General features: G+C 55.9%; 19 protein-coding genes and 1 pseudogene. 13 read left to right on the top strand and 7 right to left on the bottom strand.

Annotation, left to right across the window (positions count from 1 at the left end; genetic code table 11):
- The first annotated feature begins 176 nt into the window (after positions 1-176).
- The 4 genes and pseudogenes from DXU84_RS18275 (at position 177) to DXU84_RS18290 (ending at position 4876) form a co-directional block, all read left to right on the top strand.
- A complete protein-coding gene (locus tag DXU84_RS18275; protein WP_013573638.1) occupies positions 177-683 on the top strand; it encodes an ureidoglycolate lyase in 507 nt (168 codons plus the stop codon).
- Between the two features lie 86 nt (positions 684-769).
- A complete protein-coding gene (allR, locus tag DXU84_RS18280) occupies positions 770-1579 on the top strand; it encodes an HTH-type transcriptional repressor AllR (protein WP_013573639.1) in 810 nt (269 codons plus the stop codon).
- Positions 1580-1693: 114 nt separating this feature from the next.
- Positions 1694-3421, top strand: a pseudogene (gcl, locus tag DXU84_RS18285) (glyoxylate carboligase); the annotation flags it as partial.
- 309 nt (positions 3422-3730) lie between these two features.
- Entirely contained in the window at positions 3731-4876 is a 1146-nt protein-coding gene (locus tag DXU84_RS18290) for a glycerate kinase (protein ID WP_153376449.1), read from the top strand.
- A 67-nt stretch (positions 4877-4943) separates the two neighbouring features.
- Here the strand turns inward: DXU84_RS18290 and allE are convergent, their stop codons facing one another.
- The 3 genes from allE to allD are packed head-to-tail and all read right to left on the bottom strand — an operon-like array spanning position 4944 to position 8059.
- Positions 4944-5735 (bottom strand): (S)-ureidoglycine aminohydrolase, encoded by a 792-nt coding sequence (allE, locus tag DXU84_RS18295; protein WP_153376451.1) that lies wholly within the window; start codon positions 5733-5735, stop codon positions 4944-4946.
- Between the two features lie 22 nt (positions 5736-5757).
- Positions 5758-6984 (bottom strand): allantoate deiminase, encoded by a 1227-nt coding sequence (gene allC / locus DXU84_RS18300; protein WP_013573648.1) that lies wholly within the window; start codon positions 6982-6984, stop codon positions 5758-5760.
- Positions 6985-7009: 25 nt separating this feature from the next.
- Positions 7010-8059: an ureidoglycolate dehydrogenase gene (allD, locus tag DXU84_RS18305; RefSeq protein ID WP_153376453.1), complete on the bottom strand. Its 1050-nt coding sequence runs from the start codon at positions 8057-8059 to the stop codon at positions 7010-7012.
- Between the two features lie 297 nt (positions 8060-8356).
- On the opposite strand from allD, the gene fdrA reads away from it, so the two are divergent.
- The 4 genes from fdrA to DXU84_RS18325 are packed head-to-tail and all read left to right on the top strand — an operon-like array spanning position 8357 to position 12993.
- On the top strand, positions 8357-10024 hold the full coding sequence (gene fdrA / locus DXU84_RS18310; protein WP_153376455.1) for an acyl-CoA synthetase FdrA: 1668 nt from the start codon (positions 8357-8359) through the stop codon (positions 10022-10024).
- Between the two features lie 33 nt (positions 10025-10057).
- On the top strand, positions 10058-11326 hold the full coding sequence (locus tag DXU84_RS18315) for a DUF1116 domain-containing protein (RefSeq protein WP_037033614.1): 1269 nt from the start codon (positions 10058-10060) through the stop codon (positions 11324-11326).
- Positions 11323-12084 (top strand): DUF2877 domain-containing protein, encoded by a 762-nt coding sequence (locus tag DXU84_RS18320; protein WP_153376457.1) that lies wholly within the window; start codon positions 11323-11325, stop codon positions 12082-12084. Before DXU84_RS18315 ends, DXU84_RS18320 begins: the two co-directional genes overlap by 4 nt.
- Positions 12085-12093: 9 nt before the next feature.
- Entirely contained in the window at positions 12094-12993 is a 900-nt protein-coding gene (locus DXU84_RS18325; RefSeq protein ID WP_126124594.1) for a carbamate kinase, read from the top strand.
- A 31-nt stretch (positions 12994-13024) separates the two neighbouring features.
- Here the strand turns inward: DXU84_RS18325 and DXU84_RS18330 are convergent, their stop codons facing one another.
- Complete coding sequence (locus DXU84_RS18330) at positions 13025-13270, bottom strand: YheU family protein (protein WP_013573654.1); 246 nt, start codon at positions 13268-13270, stop codon at positions 13025-13027.
- Positions 13267-14262 (bottom strand): hydrolase, encoded by a 996-nt coding sequence (locus DXU84_RS18335; RefSeq protein ID WP_014411530.1) that lies wholly within the window; start codon positions 14260-14262, stop codon positions 13267-13269. The genes DXU84_RS18330 and DXU84_RS18335 overlap by 4 nt, the downstream gene beginning before the upstream one ends.
- Before the next feature lie 100 nt (positions 14263-14362).
- On the opposite strand from DXU84_RS18335, the gene DXU84_RS18340 reads away from it, so the two are divergent.
- Positions 14363-14965, top strand: a complete 603-nt coding sequence (locus DXU84_RS18340; protein WP_013573656.1) for a LysE family translocator — start codon at positions 14363-14365, stop codon at positions 14963-14965.
- Between the two features lie 60 nt (positions 14966-15025).
- On the opposite strand, the gene DXU84_RS18345 is transcribed toward DXU84_RS18340, so the two are convergent.
- Positions 15026-16942, bottom strand: coding sequence for an ABC transporter ATP-binding protein (locus tag DXU84_RS18345; protein WP_013573657.1), 1917 nt, complete (start codon positions 16940-16942; stop codon positions 15026-15028).
- A 129-nt stretch (positions 16943-17071) separates the two neighbouring features.
- Between DXU84_RS18345 and kefG the strand changes: the two genes are divergently transcribed.
- The 4 genes from kefG to slyD all read left to right on the top strand — a co-directional run bounded on the left by kefG (position 17072) and on the right by slyD (position 20520).
- A complete protein-coding gene (kefG, locus tag DXU84_RS18350) occupies positions 17072-17626 on the top strand; it encodes a glutathione-regulated potassium-efflux system ancillary protein KefG (RefSeq protein WP_014411531.1) in 555 nt (184 codons plus the stop codon).
- Complete coding sequence (gene kefB, locus DXU84_RS18355) at positions 17626-19434, top strand: glutathione-regulated potassium-efflux system protein KefB (protein ID WP_013573659.1); 1809 nt, start codon at positions 17626-17628, stop codon at positions 19432-19434. The genes kefG and kefB overlap by 1 nt, the downstream gene beginning before the upstream one ends.
- A gap of 78 nt (positions 19435-19512) precedes the next feature.
- The gene (locus DXU84_RS18360; RefSeq protein WP_013573660.1) at positions 19513-19716 is read left to right on the top strand and encodes a YheV family putative zinc ribbon protein; all 204 of its coding nucleotides are present in this window, start codon (positions 19513-19515) and stop codon (positions 19714-19716) included.
- 198 nt (positions 19717-19914) lie between these two features.
- Positions 19915-20520, top strand: a complete 606-nt coding sequence (slyD, locus tag DXU84_RS18365) for a peptidylprolyl isomerase (RefSeq protein WP_013573661.1) — start codon at positions 19915-19917, stop codon at positions 20518-20520.
- Positions 20521-20597: 77 nt separating this feature from the next.
- Here the strand turns inward: slyD and DXU84_RS18370 are convergent, their stop codons facing one another.
- Positions 20598-20816: a protein SlyX gene (locus DXU84_RS18370; protein ID WP_014411533.1), complete on the bottom strand. Its 219-nt coding sequence runs from the start codon at positions 20814-20816 to the stop codon at positions 20598-20600.
- Positions 20817-20935: the final 119 nt, after the last annotated feature.

Genomic DNA, 20935 nt, shown 5'->3' on the forward strand with positions numbered 1-20935 from the left:
GATTTTATAGATTTAACCTGATGAGAATTGTGGACTTCATCAATTTTATGGAATCTTTTTCCATATTTCGATTGAGCAAGTTGGAAAAAGTTTCTACAGTAATTGCATTGAGGATAAATCCGCCAATCTGGCGGGCTTATCTCACCGGTTTTATTTTAAATGCAGGGATGAATGCCATGGAACTTCCGGTTTACCCGCTGACCCAGGCGGCCTTCGCGGTTTACGGCGATGTGATTGAGACGACAGGTCGCGATTTTTTTCATATCAACGACGGCAAGGTTGAGCGGTACCACGATCTGACCAACGTGGAAATCCTCGGGCAGGATCGCCCGCTGGTGAGCATCAACCGCGCCCAGCCAGCACCGTTGCCCATTGTGGTGACGCAACTCGAAAAACACCCGCTCGGTTCACAGGCGTTTGTGCCGATGCAGGGCGAGCGCTTTATCGTGATTGTTGCGGCAGGGGGCGAGACGCCGGACATCTCCACGCTGAAAGCCTTTATCACCAACGGCCTGCAGGGCGTGAATTATCACCGGAATGTCTGGCACCATCCGCTGTTTGCGTTTGAGACGGTGACGAATTTTCTCACCGTCGATCGTGGCGGCGCAGACAACTGTGATATCAGTCAGTTACCTCAGGGCTATCAGCTTATTTTACCCGTTGCGGCGGGATTAAAGTCGTGACGCTATAAAGCATCTTGCATAAGATACAAGCATCTGAAAACAAGCGAAACGCGGGCGCTCAGCGCCTGATGCTGGAGAAATGTGAGATGGCCGAAGTAAAAAAACGGGGGCGTCCTAGCCAGCCTGGTTCTGGTTCGCAAAAGGGCGCTCAGGCCTTAGAACGCGGCATTGCGGTGTTGAATTATCTGGCGCAGTCCGGCGGCAGTTCTTCTGTCAGCAACATTGCAGAGAATTTGTCGCTGCCCCTTTCCACCACCTTTCGACTGCTGAAAGTGCTGGAAGAGGCCGATTTTGTTTATCAGGATGCGCAACTGAGCTGGTGGCACATTGGCTTACAGGCGTTTACGGTCGGATCGTCTTATATCCATAACCGGGATGTATTGTCAGTCGCCGCGCCTTATATGCAGCGCCTGATGTTGTTGTCGGGCGAAACGGCCAATCTGGCGATCCGCAACGGTTTCGAAGCGGTACTGATCGGCCAGCGGGAATGCCAGTCGATGGTGCGGATGTGCGCGCCGCTTGGCAGCCGTCTGCCACTGCATGCCTCCGGTGCCGGGAAAGCGTTGCTGTATTCGCTGGATGACGAGGCGCTGATGAGCCTGATGATGCAGGCGGGGTTGAAGAACTTTACGACGCACACGCTGGATAATCTGAATGCGTTGAAAAAGGATCTGCAACACGCGCGTCAGCAGGGTTTTGCACAGGACAGCGAAGAGCATGTGACAGGGCTGAACTGTCTGGCCTCGGCGATTTTTGACAGCAATAACAATGCGGTGGCGGCGATTTCGATCTCCGGCCCCAGCTCCCGCTTAACGACGGAGCGTTTTACCGATTTAGGCGAACTGGTGCGGGATACCGCGCGTGACATCAGTCTGGCCCTGGGCCAGCGCCACTAACCGGTTCGTCCTGCGATCCCCGCTCTGTCGTGAGCGGGATTTTTTTCAGTTAAATTAAAGTTGGAAACTTTTTCCGTTATTTTATGCAAAGCGGAATTACCTGAGGATTTAGCTATGGCTCGTATGACAGCTGCACAGGCAGCAATGTATGTGTTGGAAAAAGAAGGGATCACCACCGCGTTTGGTGTACCGGGCGCAGCGATTAACCCGTTTTATAACGCCATGCGCCTGCATGGAAAAATCCGTCATGTGTTAGCCCGTCATGTGGAAGGTGCATCGCATATGGCCGAAGGTTATACCCGTGCGAAAGCCGGGAACATCGGCGTTTGCCTGGGGACGTCTGGCCCGGCGGGTACCGACATGATCACCGCGCTGTATTCCGCCTCGGCGGATTCCATTCCGATCCTGTGTATTACCGGTCAGGCACCGCGCGCCCGTCTGCATAAAGAGGATTTTCAGGCGGTGGATATTCAGGCGATTGCCGGGCCGGTGAGCAAAATGGCGGTGACCGTGCTGGAACCTGCGCTGGTGCCGCGTGTTCTGCAACAGGCGTTTCATCTGATGCGCTCCGGTCGCCCCGGTCCGGTACTGGTCGATCTGCCGTATGACGTGCAGACCGCCGAAATCGAATTCGATCCGGAAACTTATGAATCGCTGCCCGCTTACAAGCCTGCCGCCACCGTCGCTCAGGCCGTCAAAGCGATGGAAATGCTCAACGCCTGTGAGCGTCCGCTGATTGTGGCCGGTGGCGGTGTGATTAACGCTGATGCCGCCGCGCTGTTGCAGCGCTTTGCTGAAATAACCCAAGTGCCGGTGATCCCGACGCTGATGGGCTGGGGCGTGATCCCGGACGATCACCGCCTGATGGCTGGCATGGTCGGATTGCAGACCGCGCACCGCTACGGTAACGCCTCACTGCTGGCGTCGGATCTGGTATTTGGCATCGGTAACCGTTTTGCCAACCGTCATACCGGCTCGGTAGAGAAATACACCGCAGGCCGCAAAATCATCCACGTTGATATCGAACCGACACAAATCGGCCGCGTACTTTGTCCTGATTTAGGCATTGTGTCTGACGCCGGTGAAGCCCTGAAACTGCTGATTGAAGTGGCAGAAGAACAGAGAAAAGCCGGCAAACTGCCGTGCCGCGAAAGCTGGATCCAGGAATGTGAAGAACGCAAACGCACCATGCTGCGCAAAACCCACTTCAACGATGTGCCGGTCAAACCGCAACGCGTCTATGAAGAAATGAGCAAAGCCTTTGGCCGCAATGTGAATTACGTAACCACGATCGGCCTGTCGCAAATTGCGGCGGCGCAGATGCTGCACGTGTTTGAGCCGCGCCACTGGATCAACTGCGGCCAGGCGGGCCCGCTGGGCTGGACCATTCCTGCGGCACTCGGCGTCTGCATTGCTGCGCCGGAACGTCAGGTGGTCGGGATTTCAGGCGATTACGATTTCCAGTTCATGATCGAAGAGCTGGCGGTCGGTGCGCAGTTCAACATTCCTTACATCCACGTCCTGGTGAACAACGCTTATCTTGGCCTGATCCGCCAGTCGCAGCGCGCCTTTGATATGGATTACTGCGTCCAACTGGCGTTCGAAAATATCAACTCTGAAGACGTGAAAGGTTACGGCGTCGATCACGTGAAAGTGGTGGAAGGGTTGGGATGTAAAGCGATACGCGTCTTCAAGCCGGAAGATATCGCCCCGGCGTTTGCAGAAGCTAAACGTCTGATGAAAAAACATCAGGTGCCGGTGGTGGTGGAAATCATGCTGGAACGCGTCACCAATATTTCCATGGGCGGCGAAATTGACAGCGTGAATGAGTTTGAGCCGGTTTTCGCCCGTATCCCGTTGAGCATCAGCAGCGCCGTGTTGCTGGTGTCTTATCTGCCTCTGCTCAGTTCGTCGCTGTCATTTCTGCCCCACATCAGGCTCAGCAGCCGCAATGTTTACCGTCTGGCGATCCCGCTGTTTGCCGGGATTTTCCTGATGGGGCTGCCTGCCGGATATGTGCAGCAGGTGCCGCTGTGGCTGCGTCCGCTGCTGAGTAATGGTTTGCTGACCGGCGTGATGCTGGCGATTGTGCTGGAAAATTTATTGCCCTGGGACCGGGTTCACTGAGTCCCCATTACCGAAGGATTGAAGATGAAAATTATTATTGCGCCCGATTCATTCAAGGAAAGTTTAAGTGCGGAATGTGCGGCGATGGCGATTGAAGACGGGTTTCGCGCTGTGTTCCCGGAACTCGAGGCTGTCCGTCTGCCGGTTGCTGACGGCGGCGAAGGCACGGTGGATGCGCTGATTGCCGCGACCGGCGGGCATCGCATTGATATTGAAGTGACAGACCCGCAGGGACATCGCGTGCGTGGTTTTTACGGCGTGAACGGCAAAGGTGATTGTGCGGTGATTGAAATGGCCGCCGCCAGCGGTCTGATGCTGGTGCCCGCCGGACAGCGTGACCCGCTCGCGGCCACCAGTTTCGGCACCGGTGAGTTAATCCGTCATGCACTGGACGGCGGTATCCGCCATATCATTTTAGGCATTGGTGGCAGCGCGACCGTTGATGGCGGCATTGGCATGGTACAGGCGCTCGGCGGCCGTTTTACCGATGCGCAGGGCATTGATCTGCCGTGGGGCGGCGCCGCGCTGGCGCAACTGGCGGCTATTGATCTGAGTCAGTTGGATCCGCGTTTAGCGCAGTGCCGGATTGAAGTGGCGTGCGATGTGGAAAATCCGCTGACCGGTCCGTGCGGTGCGGCGGCAGTATTCGGCCCGCAAAAAGGCGCATCGGTGCAAGATGTTCAGGTTCTGGACGCGGCGCTGGCCCATCTGGCGGCGGTTATTTTCCGCCATCTCGGGGTTAACGTGCTTGAGTGGCCAGGCGGTGGCGCAGCGGGCGGAATGGGTGTGGCGGCTCGGTTGTTCCTGCGTGGCAACATGCGTTCCGGTATCGACATTATTATGGATGCCATCGGGCTGGATGAGGCGATGCAAGGTGCTACGCTGGTGATCACCGGCGAAGGGCGGCTGGATCAGCAGACCATTAACGGCAAAGCACCGGTCGGTGTGGCGCGGCTGGCACAACGCCACCATGTGCCGGTGATCGGGCTGGCGGGCATTCTGGGCGAAGGAGTGGAAGTCGTGCATCAGCACGGGCTGGATGCCGTATTCAGTATTCTCCCACGCCTCGCGCCACTGGAAACGGTGCTGGAGCAGGGGGAGGAAAACCTGCGCTACGCTGCGCAAAATCTTGCCCGTGTTTACCGGCTGGGCATGAAGGCCTCTTCCTGACGTTATCGGTTTCTCAAAACACAAAAACCGCCAGCGATGGCGGTTTTCTTATTACATTCACGAACCGTTAAAGTTCGACGTCGCGGTTACAGTCTTTCGAATAGATATAGCTCAGCGGCTCATCGCGCCCCACGGCATAACAGGCCTGCGGGCAGTACGCACCCATAAAGATATAGTCGTTTTTCTTCACCGGGATCCAGTGGTTATCCAGGTTATACATGCCTTCACCGCTGAGGATCAGCGCACCATGCTCCTGCACGTGCGTCTCCACATAGCCGTGGCAGGCACCTGGCGCAAACGTCAGAATATGAATGTTCATATCGAACCCCAGATCCGCAGGGAGTAAATCCTGCACAATCACATCCGACATGCCTTCGTAGTGGATTTTTTCCAGCTGATGCACGTTGTTGCTCACCACATGCGGCTGGAAACCACTGACTGGCGTATAGCGTTTTTTATAGAGGAATAAGCGGCTGTTCTGGCCGCCGTTGGCATTCACCAGCGTCATGCTCACGCCCGGCGGGCAGTAAAGATATCCGCCGCTTTCCAGCCGGTAATCCTGACCTTCGGCATTCGCAGTGATGTTACCGTCGATCACGTAGACGAAGGTTTCGATATGCGCGTCGCCGCCGAAGCCCACCAGGTTTTTCCCCCCTTCCAGCATGTTGACCAGATAATCCACAAAGGTCGCGCCCAGTTTCGGCGTCGCCAGAATGGTGATTTCACAGCGCTCAAAACCGGGCAGGGTATTTTTGACCAGACCGTCGGGTTCAATCAGCGCATAATTCCCGCGTTTGATGATGGAACGGTTAGAAAGTAAATCATTGATATAGCCTGTGTTTTGGTTGATATAACCCATTGTAAACTCCCTTTAAGACAGATTAATAAGCCAGTTGATGCAGCATTTTCGCCAGCATTTCCACGCCCGCGGCCAGATCGGCAACAGCGGTGTTTTCTGCCGGGTTGTGGCTGATACCCGCAATGCTGGGAACGAACAGCAGGCAGGTCGGTACGCAGGCGGCGAAAATCTGCGCGTCGTGCCCGGCGCCGCTGTGCATCACGCGGTAACGGCTGTTTTGTTCACGGCACAGGGCGTCGAGTTGCGCCACCAGTTGTTTGTCCATGGGCACCGGCGCTTCATCCATCCATAAATCAATGTCGATGCCGATGCCGCGTTCCTGGCAAATCCGCCGCATGGTGGCGTCCAGTTCTGTGGTAAACGCCAGCAGCGCCTGCTGATCGGTGTGGCGGCAATCAATGCTGAACACGGTTTTACCCGGCACGACATTAACGGTACCCGGCACCGGCACCACTTTGCCGAAGGTCAGCACCAGCGGATCGCCGTGCGCTTCGGCGCTTTCGGTAGCCGTCACGCAAATCTGACTGAATGCCTGAAGGGTATCTTTGCGGTAACTCATCGGCGTAGTGCCCGCGTGATTGGCGGTGCCGGTCAGGGTCACGGTATAGCGGCGCTGACCGACAATCGCATGCACCACGCCAAGTTGCTGCTGATTGCGTTCGAGCACGCTGCCCTGCTCGATATGCAGTTCGACAAAGGCTTTGATGTCGCGGCGGGCGGGCAACGGAGAACCGGGCAGCGTGAAACCGCATTGCTGCATCGCATCGGTAAATTTCACGCCCTGCGCATCGGTGATGTTGCGCACATCGGCAGGATCGGCCTGTCCGACGATGTTTTTACTGCCCCAGAAAACATAGGGAAAACGGCTGCCTTCTTCTTCGGCCAGCGACACCACTTCCAGCGTGCGGCGCGGCGTGCCAAAGGTGTCTTTCAGATAGCGCATGGCGATAAAGGCGGCGAGCACACCGAACTGTCCGTCGAGATGGCCACCGCTGACCACCGTATCGATATGCGAGCCGGAGAGAATGACCTCGTCTTTGCGGTCACTGCCTTCGATGCGGCCATATAAATTGCCGACGGCGTCGAAACGGGTGGCAAACCCATTCTGCGTCATCCGCTGTTTTAACTGATTTTGCGTTTCCAGCCATTCGGGGGAATAAAGCAGGCGGGAAATACCGCCAGCCGGATCTGCGCCAAATACCGATAACCAGTCGAGCTGACTTTCTACGTGCTGATAAAAGGGCGACATAGCATATTCACCTTTAAATAAATAATTAATGTGCGAAAGGAGATTGTGTTTGATAAGTGTGGGTATAAAGCTCATCGGAAATTAAATAACGATAAATATCATCTATCAGTTCTATTCCATTGTCTTTCGTATGCTCTTCATAAATATCCAGGTTCTGGCCCGGATACAGCACTTTTTCAAAACCCGGCGCCGGACGAAGTGCCACTAATTCGGCCAGCATCTGGCTGATATTTTTTCTGAATATCTGAGAAGAGGTAAAGAACGCCGGATTAATCACAATGTGCAACTGGCCGAGGTCACGACCGGCGGTGAGGTCTTCATACATCGAGCTGACGGAGCGCCCGAACGGCAGGCCGAGCAAAATACCGGACAACACATCGACCATCATCATCAGACCGTAGCCTTTCGGGCCGGACATCGGCAGAAGCGCTTCGACGGCATAAGGATCGGTGGTGGGATTGCCTGCGCCATCTACCGCCCAGGTGTCAGGGATTTTTTCATTGCGCGCCCGGGCATCAAGGATTTTCCCCCACGCCTGCACGGTGGTCGCCATGTCAAAGGTGATGATTTGCTCCCCTTCGCCGGGTGCGGCAAAGGCAATCGGGTTGGTGCCGTAATAGATGTCGGCGGAACCAAACGGCACCACCATCGGGTCAGACTGGCAAACGGAAACCGCGATCAGACCGGCTTTGGCCGCGCGGTGAACGAAATAAGACAGCGCGCCGCAATGCCCCATCTGACGGATTCCCACCACGGCGACGCCTTTGGTTTTTGCCATGTCGATGGCATGTTCCATCGCCAGGTTTGCTGCGACATGGCCAGGTCCGTTATCGGCATGCAGAATGCCGCTGCACGGCCCGGTTTCTTCCCACTGCAACGCCGGAGAGGTGTTGGTGCCGCCTCTGGCAATACGTTCGGCATAATATTCAACCCGCACCGCGCCGTGAGAATGGATGCCTCTGGCATCAGCATAAGAGAGCACGTCGGCCACCACGGCGGCATGTTCCGGCGTTAAACCGGCGGTGGTGAGTTTGCGGGCAATAAGCTGGTGTAATTCTTCGCGACTGACCTTCATCTGGCGTTCCTTATTTGCAGCGAATGAGGCGTTGAATAGCGAAGAAAATACGGGATATCCCGCGTGAGAATGTGATCTGAATAACTAATCAGGGATAGCGAAAATCAATTTGCTAATGCGCATTTTTTCTTATTAATTTTTTATTTAATCGTTATTCATTATTTAATTTTTTCACATGTAAATCAGCGTGGTTATTTAATTAAACCTGACAATAAATCAAGTGTGAGCCAGTTCACCTTGCGAGGTTTTATTTCTGCGTAGCCTGCGTCTCACCGTCTGAAAATATAAGGGAAGCAGATGATCCACGCCTGTATTAAAAAAGGAAGTTTTCAGGATTCCGTCAGCCTGATGATTATTTCCCGCCAGCTCAGTGAATCACCGGACGTTGACGATGTATCGGTGATGATGGGGACACCCGCCAATAAAGCGTTATTAGAAGCCACCGGTTTCTGGCATGCCTGTTTTGAACAGGCGACGCCGAATGATATCTGCGTGGCGGTGCGTAGCGAAAGTCGCGAAGCAGGCATTATTGCTGCGATTACCGCACAGCTTGAAGACGCCTTAAAAGCCATGTCAGCCGGGCAACGCGGCGGGCGATCTCTGCCGGTAGCGCGCCGTTTTTCCAGCGCGGAACAACGCCTTCCTGACGCTAATCTGATGCTGATTTCCATTGCGGGCGAGTATGCCGCCGGGCTGGCGCATCAGGCGCTCGACAGTGGCCGCAACGTGATGATTTTCTCTGATAACGTCACGCTGGAAGACGAAATCGCGCTTAAACAAAAAGCCTGTGAGAAAGGGCTGCTGGTGATGGGGCCGGATTGCGGCACCGCCATTATTGCCGGTGCACCGCTGGCGTTTGCCAATGTGTTGCCGCAAGGCGTGATTGGCGTGACCGGCGCATCCGGTACCGGCATTCAGGAACTGACGTCGCAAATTGCGCTGAACGGACAGGGCATTTCGCAGGCTATCGGCCTCGGAGGACGCGATCTTTCCGCGCAGGTCGGCGGCATCAGTGCGCTGACGTCGCTGAAGATGCTGGCGGAGGATCCGCAAAGTCAGGTGCTGGCCTTTGTCTCCAAACCCCCGGCAGACGCCGTTCGCCTGAAAGTGATGGCGGCGATGAAAGCTATTCGTAAGCCAGTGGTGGCGCTGTTTCTCGGTGCGCCGGTCAGCCAGGCGCGTGACGGCAATGTCTGGCTGGCATCGACCCTCGATGAAGCGGCACGCATCGCCTGCCTGCTGGCGCGGGTGGTTCAGGTTGCCGCATCGCAGCCTGATGTCACGGGTAAAAAAATCGCCGGATTGTTTACCGGTGGCACGCTGGCCGCCGAGGCCGCAATGGTGCTGGCCGGTCTGCTGGACGTGGAAGCCGATCATGTCCATCGGCACGGCACCATGCTTGACCACAACGGACACCGCATCATTGATTTGGGCGACGATTTCTACACCGTTGGCAAACCGCATCCGATGATTGACCCGACCTCGCGGGAACAGCTGATTCTCGGGCTGGCCGGTAAATCTGAAACCGGCGTGCTGCTGCTGGATGTGGTCATTGGTTATGGTGCGCAGCGCGATCCGGCCGGTTCGGTGGCAACGGCTGTCAGGCAACTGATGACGCAGCGCGCCCGACATGCGCCGCTGGTGGTGATCGCCATGGTGACGGGCAGTGAGCAGGATCCGCAGTGCCGTTCGCAGCAAATCGCCCTATTGCGCGAGGCGGGCATTTTGGTGGTGCAAACCCTGCCGGAAGCCACGCTGCTGGCACACACCTTATGTACCCAAACTGCCGTGACACCTGCGGCATCAACTTGCCCGCTGTTGTCGCAGGTCGCGGTGATCAACGCCGGACTGCGCAGTTTTGCGCTGGATTTGCAATCGGCTTCGGTGCCGGTCGTGCACTACCCATGGTCGCCCGTTGCGGGTGGCAATCTCCGGCTGGCCAGCTTGTTAAAACAACTGGGCTGAGCCGCTTCCCCTCTTCGGATAACGAGACATCTTATGAAAAATACCCTCGAACAGGCCAATACCGCCGTTATCGAACGCATTCGTCAGGCGCGCCCGCACTGGCTTGATGTTCAGCCCGCCCGTCAGGTGATCCCGGTGCTGAATCAGGGAAAAACCCTGCTGCATGCAGGCCCGCCTGTCTGCTGGGAAGACATGACCGGCCCGGTGCGCGGTGCCTGCATCGGCGCCTGTCTGTTTGAAGGCTGGGCGCAGGATGAACAACGTGCGTTGCAATTGCTGAATAGTGGCGAAATCCGGTTTGTGCCTTGTCATCACGTCAGTGCGGTCGGGCCGATGGGCGGTATCACGTCGGCGAACATGCCGGTGCTGGTGATCGGCAATCTCACTGACGGCAACCGTGCTTTCTGCAACATGAACGAAGGTATCGGCAAGGTGATGCGTTTCGGTGCCTATGGCCCGGATGTTCAGATGCGTTTGCGCTGGATGCGCGACGTGCTGGCACCGGCACTGAGTGGCGCGTTGCATCGTCTCGAGCGCGGTATCGATTTAACGGCGATGATGGCGCAGGGCATTACGATGGGCGATGAATTCCATCAGCGCAATATCGCCACTTCGGCGTTACTGATGCGTACGCTGGCACCGCAACTGGCGGCAGGCAATCTGGATAAAACCACGCTGACTGACGTTTTGCATTTTCTGAGTACGACCGATCAGTTCTTCCTCAATCTGGCGATGGCTTACTGCAAAGCGGCGATGGATGCCGGTGCGGCCATCGGCAAAGGCAGTATCGTCACCGCCATGACCCGCAACGGCAAAGAGTTTGGTATCCGCGTCAGCGGCCTCGGCGATCGCTGGTTTACCGCACCGGTGAATATGCCGCAGGGATTGTTCTTCAGCGGCTACAGCCAGGAGGATGCCAACCCGGATATGGGTGACAGCGCCATCACGGAAACCTTTGGCGTCGGCGGCGCAGCGATGATTGCCGCGCCGGGTGTGACCCGTTTTGTCGGCGCGGGCGGGATGGATGCCGCCATCACCGTGTCTGAAGAGATGGCGGAAATCTTCCTCGAACGCAACATGATGCTGCAAATTCCCGGCTGGGATTTTCAGGGCGCCTGCCTTGGACTGGATGTGCGGCGTGTGGTGGAAACCGGCATCACGCCGCTGATTAACACCGGCATTGCTCACCGCGAACCGGGGATTGGTCAGATTGGTGCCGGCACGGTACGTGCGCCGCTGGCCTGCTTCGAACAGGCGCTGGAGGCTCTGGCGGAACACCTCGGGGTGCATCCTCAGGTATGAATATTCCCGCACCGCTGGCGGTCAGCGCTCACGCACCGGTATGTCCCGGTGACTGGCAGGTTGTTGGTTTGTTTTCCCGCGCCATCAACCTGAGCAATGAGCGGGGCGAATGGCTGACACTGCATCGATACGGCAAAGGGTTGAGCCCGATGGGATGGCTGTTGCGGGCGCGGGATTTTGAAGGGCTACTCAGTCGTCTGACGTTGGGCGATGTGATGCGGGCGGGTGCTGAAAACCCGCCCGCGCGCAGGCTGGATTTGCACGTAACACAAGGCGCGCGGCCGCTTTACGACTATGTGCACGGTTTTCTGACCGGATGCCCGCAGCTTACGGGGCTGTTCGGTGAGCTTCGTCAGGTTGTCCTTGAACCGCCCGGCGGAGAACTGGCGCATATTCAGCATCAGTTATTGCGGCAGTTGCAGGGGCATCGCGTTGACTGGCAGAACGTAGTGGGCAAAGGCGCGGGGCTGACACCGAGCCACGACGACACGCTGACCGGCATGTTGCTGGTGTGTGCGGTGCACGGGTTGCCGGTCGGTGACTTTTTTGATCATACACCGGACCTGCGCACGCTCACGTCATCGGTCAGTTGCGCCTATCTGCATCATGCGGTGAGAAGACAATTTTCCACCCCATTGCTGCATCTGATTCGTGCCCGGCGCGCAGAGCAGGTTCTGGCGCTGGGGCACACGTCGGGTGCCGATACGCTGCTTGGCGTCTGGCTGGCATTGACGCTTTTCAGGGAACACTTTCTTTAAGGAGGAAACATGGAAACTTTAGTGGTCGCACTGGGCGGTAATGCGCTTTTACAACGTGGCGAATGCCTGTCGGCTGAAAATCAGTATCGCAATATTGCGACGGTGGCCGATGCGCTGGCGCGGCTGGCGACGCGCTACCGTCTGGCGATTGTTCACGGCAACGGACCCCAGGTCGGATTGTTGTCATTACAAAATCAGGCGTATACGGAGGTGCCCGCCTATCCGCTGGATATTCTGGTCGCAGAAACACAGGGCATGATCGGGTTTATGCTGGCGCAAATGCTCGGGCAGCAGACGGGCATGCCAGAGGTGTCCACCGTGCTGACGCGCATTGAAGTCGACAGCCGCGATCCGGCGTTTGCCTCTCCCGAAAAATTTATCGGGCCGGTGTACCCGCCGGGATCTCAGCAGGAACTGGAAAATCTGCATGGCTGGAAAATGAAAGCCGACGGGGCTTATTTGCGCCGCGTGGTGGCGTCACCCGTGCCTAAGCGGATTGTGGATATCGACGCTATTCAGCAATTGCTGGCGCGCGGGCACGTGGTGATTTGTAATGGCGGTGGCGGTATTCCGGTGTTTGAAGATGGCAACGGCGCGCAGGCGGTAATCGACAAGGATTTGTCGGCAGCGCTGCTGGCGCGTCAACTGAAGGCGCAAAAGCTGGTGATCCTGACCGATGCCGATGCGGTGTATGAACACTGGGGCACGCCGCAGCAACGGGCGATCCGTCGTGCGACGCCCGCGCAGCTCGCGCCTTTTGCGCAAAACGACGGTTCGATGGGCCCCAAAGTCGCGGCGGTCAGCGCGTTTGTGAATTACAGCGGCTATCCGGCCTATATCGGCGCGCTGGATCAGATCGAGGCGGTGCTGGCGGGAGACGCCGGAACCTGTATTTCGGCAACGGCGTAAGAAAACGGCTCCGCATCGACGGAGCCGTGAGTTACCAGTCCTGCGGGGTTTCTTCCTGCCCGGCGCGGAACTGACCACGCGGCATAATGTTCAGCGTTTCATGCAGTTCTGACCAGACCAGCACAACCTCGCCACTTTTCAGCTGACGTTTCACGTCATCGACTTTTTGTTCCAGCGATCGTTCCTGCTCGCCGTAATCGGTGCCTTCGCGCAATACGAAGGATTCCACCACGCTGGTGAGCAGTTCAGCGTCCAGTTCCTGCCAGGGAATAATCACTCTGTTGTTTCCTTAGTCTTATTTTCTAAATACGGGGCGATCCAGGCCGGAATGCGTTGCTCCAGCCACATCTGCGGATGACGTAAGCTGCCGGAAACAAACCCGACATGTCCGCCATGTTCTGTTAACTGATATTCCACGCAATCCGGTAAATCTTCTGCTTTCGGGATGACCTCCGGCGTCATAAACGGGTCGTCTTTGGCGTGGATAATCAGCAACGGCGTTCTGATCTGCGCCAGTAACGGCAGGCCGCTGCACCGGCGGTAATAATCCAGCGCGTCGGTAAATCCGTGTGCTTTTGAGGTGATGGCGTCGTCGAATTCACGAAGGTAACGCATGGCTTTTAGCTGCTCCAGCGTGACGGGCAATGTGCCCGGATATTTCGCCAGTTTGCGCGAGGCATTGCCTTTGAGCTGATCGAGCAGATAGCGCTGATAAATCCGTGATGAACCTTGTTCCAGCCGGTAAGCGCAAGGTTCCAGCATCAGCGGCGCGGAGACCACCACGGCGGCGCTCAGCGTACACGTTTCCCCTTCCTGCCCGAGATAACAGGCCAGCATATTGCCGCCGAGCGACACGCCCACCGCGCCGGTCGGGACTTCGCCATAAGTTTCATTGAGCCAGCGAATGAAAAAACGGGCGTCTTCGGTTTCACCGGAATGGTAAATACGCAGCAGTTTATTGGGTTCACCGCTGCATCCGCGAAAATGCATGACGACGCCGAGCCAGCCTTTGTCTTTCCAGGCCTGCAATAGACCGTGGGCATAAGGGCTGAAGAAACTGCCTTCCAGTCCGTGAAACAGGATCATGCGCGGTTTATGTCGCGCCTGTTCCGGGTCTTCAGTCCAGGCTAAATCCAGAAAATCCCCGTCCGGCGTATCCAGCCTTTGCCAGTGAGGTTTGAGTTTTGCGTGCCGCCGAACCAGCCGCGGTAACAGCGTCTGGATGTGAGGATTACTGGCTCCGCGCAGGGGGCGAAAGGATTCAAACATAAGATGAATAAATTTCTCTTAAGAGACTCTTGTGCGATCAATATCACGCTGTTAGCTTCAATGCTATCGCACATCTTTCGGGTCGGAGAACCCAAATTAAATGGAACCTGGTTTATTTTTCTCGATGCTTGGATTTTTATGGGTCGCCGCTATCACCCCTGGCCCGAACAATATGTTGTTAACCACGTCTGGCGCTAACTTCGGGTTCTTCCGCTCACTCTGGCTGATGGTCGGCATTATGCTTGGCATGCAAAGTATTTTGCTGCTGGTGGCGTTTGGGGTCGGCGGGCTCATCACGATTTATCCTGCGTTACATCTGTTCCTCAAAATTGCCGGTAGCCTGTATCTGCTGTGGCTGGCGTGGAAGATTGCGACATCTGCCTATGAAAAACTGGAAACCGGCGCACCGCCACCCAGGCCGATCCGCTTGTATCAGGGCTGGTTGCTGCAATTCCTCAACCCGAAAGCGTGGCTGATGGGGCTGGGCGCGGTCGCGAGCTTCAGTCTGGCCGGTGCCGCCTATAACCACTCTATTGCTGGTATCAGCCTCGGGATGTTCCTGGTCAATCTGGTGTCCGGGATCATCTGGCTTGGCTTCGGTACCGTAATTGGCCGCCTGCTGCGCAGCAGGCGTGCGTGGTATACCTTTAATATCGCGATGGGGATCCTGACCGCCGCCTGCGTATTGCTGATCTGGCACTGATTTGCAGACAAAAGAAAGGCGCCGTCGTGGCGCCTTTCTCATTTCTTACCGAACGATCTTCTAGTCGAGATCAAAGGCCTTCGACATGTCTTCCAGTTGTTCCTGTGCATCGAGCCAGGTCATTTCGGTCTCTTCCAGCGCGCCTTTCACTTTGGTCTGCTGTTGCAGACATTCGGTGAGATCGGCTTTACGGCTGTTGTCGTAAATCGCGGAATCAGCCAGACGCTCTTCAATGGTCGCCAGTTCTGTACTTAATTTTTCCATCTGCGCTTCAAGTTTGGTGATTTGCTTACGCAGCGGCTGGGTCTGATTGCGGAAATCGGCTTCGCGACGTTTCTGGTCTTTACGCGACTGCGCGCTGTTAACGCCGCCGTCTTTGGCCGGTGCGTCCTGCTGGCTTTCCTGACGCTGAATGTCCACCAGCCATTGCTGATAATCTTCCAGATCGCCGTCGAACTGTTCCACTTTGCCGCCGTGTACCAGATACAAATCGTCAGTGGTGGAGCGCAGTAAGTGGCGGTCATGCGACACGACAACCATCGCGCCCTCGAAGTCGATCAGCGCTTCGGTCAGCGCCTGACGCATATCGAGATCCAGGTGGTTGGTCGGTTCATCGAGCAACAGCAGGTTAGGGCGCTGCCAGACAATCAGTGCCAGCACCAGACGCGCTTTTTCACCGCCGGAGAATCGCCCGGTAGGATCCGTCACTTTATCGCCGTGGAAACCAAATCCACCGAGATAATCGCGCAACTGCTGTTCGGTTTCTTTGTTCGCCAGGCGCACCAGATGTTGCAGCGGCGAATCTTCTGCGCGCAGGAACTCCAGCTGATGCTGCGCGAAGTAACCGAGTTTGACGCCTTTCGCCAGACCAATGTCACCGTGAAGCGGCGGCATGGTGCCAGCCAGCAGTTTGATCAGCGTGGACTTCCCGGCCCCGTTACGGCCCAGTAAGCCGATACGTGAACCCGGCACCAGATTCAGTTTGATCGACTCCAGAATCGTGGTGTCGCCATAACCGGCGCTGACTTTTTCCATCCGCAACAGCGGATCGGGCAAACTTTCCGGCGAGCGGAAGCTAAAATGAAAAGGATTGTCGACGTGCGCCGGGGCTATCAGCTCCATGCGTTCCAGCATTTTAATACGGCTTTGCGCCTGCTTGGCTTTGGTCGCCTGCGCACGGAAACGGTCAATATAACTTTGCAGATGCGCCACTTTCTCCTGCTGACTTTCAAACAATGCCTGCTGTTGCGACAGTTTGGTCGCACGCTGGCGTTCGAAAGACGAGTAGTTACCGGTGTATTCGTTCAGCGTCTGCTGTTCGATATGCAGTATTTTATCGATGATCGGATCGAGAAAGTCCCGGTCATGGGAAATCAGCACCAGCGTGCCGGTGTAGCTTTTCAGCCATTTCTCCAGCCAGATGACGGCGTCGAGATCCAGGTGGTTAGTCGGTTCATCGAGCAGCAGTAAATCAGAACGGCAAATCAGCGCCTGCGCAAGGTTGAGACGCATGCGCCACCCGCCGGAGAACGATTTGACTGGCTGCTGCAACTGATTCTGAGTAAAGCCCAATCCGCTGAGCAGGCTCGCCGCGCGCGCCGGAATGGTCCAGGCGTTGATGGCGTCGAGTTTACCGTGCAGCGTGGCGATAGCGTGGCCGTCATCACGCTCGTTAGCGTGCTGCAATTGCGCTTCCAGTTGGCGAAATTCGCGGTCACCGTCGATAACATACTCTATCGCAGGCTGGTCCAGAGCGGGTGTTTCCTGATTGACCCAGGCCAGCGCCCAGTTGGACGGAAACGTCAGGTTGCCTGCATCGGCGCTCATTTCACCTTTAAGCAGCGAAATCAGGGTGGATTTACCGCAGCCATTTTTGCCCACCAGCCCGACTTTCTGGCCGGGATTGATGGTCGCAGACGCGTTGTCCAGCAGCACGTTAGTGCCGCGTCGGATTTGTAAGGAGGAGAAAACAATCATAAAGCGCCGTGTTGAGAGTATGTTAAATTGTCATGATAATGATTTAAACAAGACGTATCGCGTCCCATTTTGTCTTTGCGAAGCATGGTAACGGAAAAACCGCACCCTGACGACGCTTTGGAGGTATTGATGTCGCAGCCACCAAAGGTTTTGCTGCTGTACGCCCACCCGGAATCACCCGATTCAGTCGCCAACCGCGTTTTGTTACAGCAGGCACAGCAACTTGAGCATGTCACCGTGCATGATTTGTACGCCCACTATCCTGATTTTTTTATTGATATCCACCGCGAACAACAACTGCTGCGTGAACACAAAGTGATTGTCTTCCAGCATCCTCTTTATACCTATAGTTGCCCGGCTTTATTAAAGGAATGGATGGATCGCGTGCTGGCCCGGGGGTTTGCCAGCGGTGCTGGCGGGAATGCGCTTAACGGCAAATACTGGCGTTCGGTCGTTACCACCGGCGAGCCGGAAGGCGCTTACCGTGCGGGCGGTTATAACCGTTATCCGATGTCCGATATTATGCGTCCGTTCGAGCTGACGTCGGCGATGTGCCATATGCACTGGATGACGCCAATCGTTATTTACTGGGCGCGACGTCAGAAACCTGATGTGTTGCAGAGCCATGCCGAAGCGTACGGCGAATGGCTGCAATCCCCGTTGCCGCATGGGGGGATCGTCTGATGGACGTTTCAAGTATTCCTACGGCAATCCTGCTGTTTTTATTCGCTGCGGTGGTCGCCGTGCCTCTGGCGCAACGTTTAGGTATCGGCGCGGTACTCGGCTATTTGCTGGCGGGGATTGCCATCGGCCCGTGGGGCTTAGGTTTTATCCGTGACGTGGATGAGATCCTGCACTTCTCCGAACTGGGCGTGGTTTTCCTGATGTTTATCATCGGGCTGGAACTGAATCCCGGTAAGTTGTGGGCGCTGCGGCGGCAAATCTTTGGCGTCGGTGCCGGGCAGGTGATCCTGACCGCGCTGGTGCTTGGCGGTTTGTTGTATCTCACGAAGTTTTCCTGGCAGGCGGCGGTGATTGGCGGTATCGGGCTGGCGATGTCATCCACGGCGATGGCACTGCAACTGATGCGCGATAAAGGCATGACGCGTAACGAAGGCGGCCAGTTGGGTTTTGCCGTGCTGCTGTTCCAGGATATCGCGGTGATCCCGGCACTGGCGCTGATCCCGATTCTGGCGGGGGGCTCCGAAGGCAGCAATAACTGGGAAATGATCGGCCTGAAAGTGCTGGCCTTTGGCGGGATGTTGATTGGCGGACGCTATCTGCTGCGGCCGATTTTCCGGCTGATTGTGGCCTCCGGCGTGCGTGAAGTGTTTACCGCCGCCGCGTTGCTGGTGGTGCTCGGCTCGGCGCTGTTTATGGATACGCTGGGCTTTTCGATGGCACTCGGGACGTTCATCGCCGGGATTTTACTGGCTGAAAGTGAATATCAGCACGAACTGGAAATCGCTATCGAGCCATTTAAGGGTTTACTGCTCGGGCTGTTCTTTATTTCTGTCGGCATGGCGCTGAATCTGGGTGTGCTTTATACCCATATTTTGCTGGTGCTGGCGGGCGTGATTGTTCTGGTGACTGTCAAAGGTGCCTTGTTGTACGGGCTGTCCCGTGTATTTGGCTTGCGTACTTCGGTCCGGCTGCAATTTTCCGCCGTGCTCAGTCAGGGCGGTGAATTTGCTTTCGTGCTGTTCTCGGCGGCGGGCGCGCAGAAAGTGATTTCTTCGTCGCAGCTTTCGCTGTTGCTGGTGGTGGTGACGTTATCAATGATGACCACGCCGCTGCTGATGCAGTGGGTTGACCGGATTTTGGTGCGACGCTACAACGACGGCGAAGAAAGCGACGAAAAGCATTTTGTTCAGGATGACGAACCGCAGGTGATTATTGTCGGGTTCGGGCGCTTCGGGCAGGTGATCGGACGTTTGCTGATGGCGAACAAAATGCGCATTACGGTGCTGGAGCGTGATATCAGCGCCGTCGGGTTGATGCGGACTTACGGCTACAAAGTCTATTACGGCGATGCAACCGAACTGGAGTTACTCAGGGCGTCCGGCGCGGAAAAGGCAAAGTCGATCGTTATTACCTCCAATGAGCCGGAAGATACGATGGCTATCGTGCATTTATGCCAGCAGCATTTTCCCCATCTGAATATTCTGGCGCGTGCCCGTGGCCGTGTGGAAGCGCATGAGCTTTTGCAGGCCGGCGTAGTGAATTTTTCCCGCGAGACGTTTTCTAGTGCGCTGGAGCTTGGGAAGAAAGCACTCGTGACGCTGGGCATGCATCCGCACAGTGCGTATCGCGCGCAGCAACATTTTCGTCGGCTCGACATGCGGATGTTGCGTGAACTGGTGCCGCAAAACCGCGGCGACGTTGCGCAGATTTCCCGCGTGAAAGAGGCCCGGCGAGAGCTGGAAGACATCTTTCAGAGTGAAATGCATAACGAACGTCGCCAGCTTGATGGCTGGGACGATGACGAATAGCCCGGTAGCAGAAAAATAATTTCGGTGGTTGATCGAAAACTGACCGGACGCAATATCGGAAATTTCAGGAGAAGTAACATGGCTACAACCCGTAAACGGTTCATCGCTGGTGCGGTGTGTCCGAAATGTAAGGCGATGGATACACTGGCTTTATGGCAGGAAGATCAGGTTGAAGTGGTGGAGTGTGTAAAGTGCGGACACCATCAGCGTCAGACTGACGCGCAGGTCAGCAAGAAGCTTCGCCCGGAAGAGCAGGTGATTGGTATTTTCGATCCGAAGTAGCGTTATGGCTCGTGTTTTTTTATGCTGGTAGTACAGAGACGCGGATTTCCGCTACACTCTTCGCCAAATTTATCCGATCGCGCTTTTCAGGATGATCTCATCGAAAAGTGGCCGTCACTGAATTAGCCTTAAGCGAAGTTGCGTGCGTTATGCAACGCCCGCAGACAAAAAATTGAGTTTCCAACGGTAGGAGTTATCATGAAAGTAGCAAAAGACCTGGTCGTCAGCGTGGCATATCAGGTACGTACAGAAGACGGTGTGTTGGTTGATGAATCTCCGGTGAGCGCACCGTTGGATTACCTGCACGGCCATGGTTCCCTGATCTCCGGTCTGGAAACTGCACTTGATGGTCATGCAATTGGTGACGTATTTGACGTACATGTTGGCGCGAACGATGCTTACGGCAACTACGACGACAACCTGGTTCAGCGCGTGCCTAAAGACGTGTTCATGGGTGTTGATGAGCTGGAAGTCGGTATGCGTTTCCTGGCTGATACCGATCAGGGCCCGGTTCCTGTCGAAATCACTGAAGTTGATGGCGACCACGTTGTGGTTGATGGCAACCACATGCTGGCTGGCCAGAACCTGAACTTCCACGTTGAAGTGGTGGCAATCCGTGAAGCGACCGAAGAAGAACTGGCTCATGGCCACGTTCATGGCGAACACGGCCACGATCATGGTCACGACCATGAACACGGTGACGGTTGCTGCGGTGGTCACGGCCACGACCATGATCACGACCACGGTCATGATCACGGCAAAAAAGGCGGTTGCGGCGGTAACGGCGGCTGCGGTTGTCATTAATCGCCCGCACAGTGATATAACAGTGATATAAACGAAAGGCGCCGCAAGGGCGCCTTTTTGTTGCGTCGCAATCCGTATCAATAATGCGGTGGCGGCGTTTCTTCCGACTGATCGGCAATCATTGATGGCTGGCTGGCACGCAGTTTGTCTGTCAGCAGGCGCAGGTGATCGTGCAGTCTGCTCATTTCCAACTGATGCTGTGTGACAATCATGTTCAGCTCTTCAATGGTAATTTCCTGAAAAGCCAGTTTGTTTTCCAGCATCTCCAGACGTTGTTCAATGGTATTTGAGTTCATCATCATTACCTCACTGTATGGCTCGTGTTGATCATGTTGTGCACTGACCTGAACCTCATCCTGTATTGTAGACCGGCGATTCTACCCGTAAAGCCGCAGGATTACCTGACCTCCCTGAC

The organism is Rahnella sp. RcJ3 (assembly GCF_009498575.1).
GTDB lineage: Bacteria > Pseudomonadota > Gammaproteobacteria > Enterobacterales > Enterobacteriaceae > Rahnella > Rahnella aceris.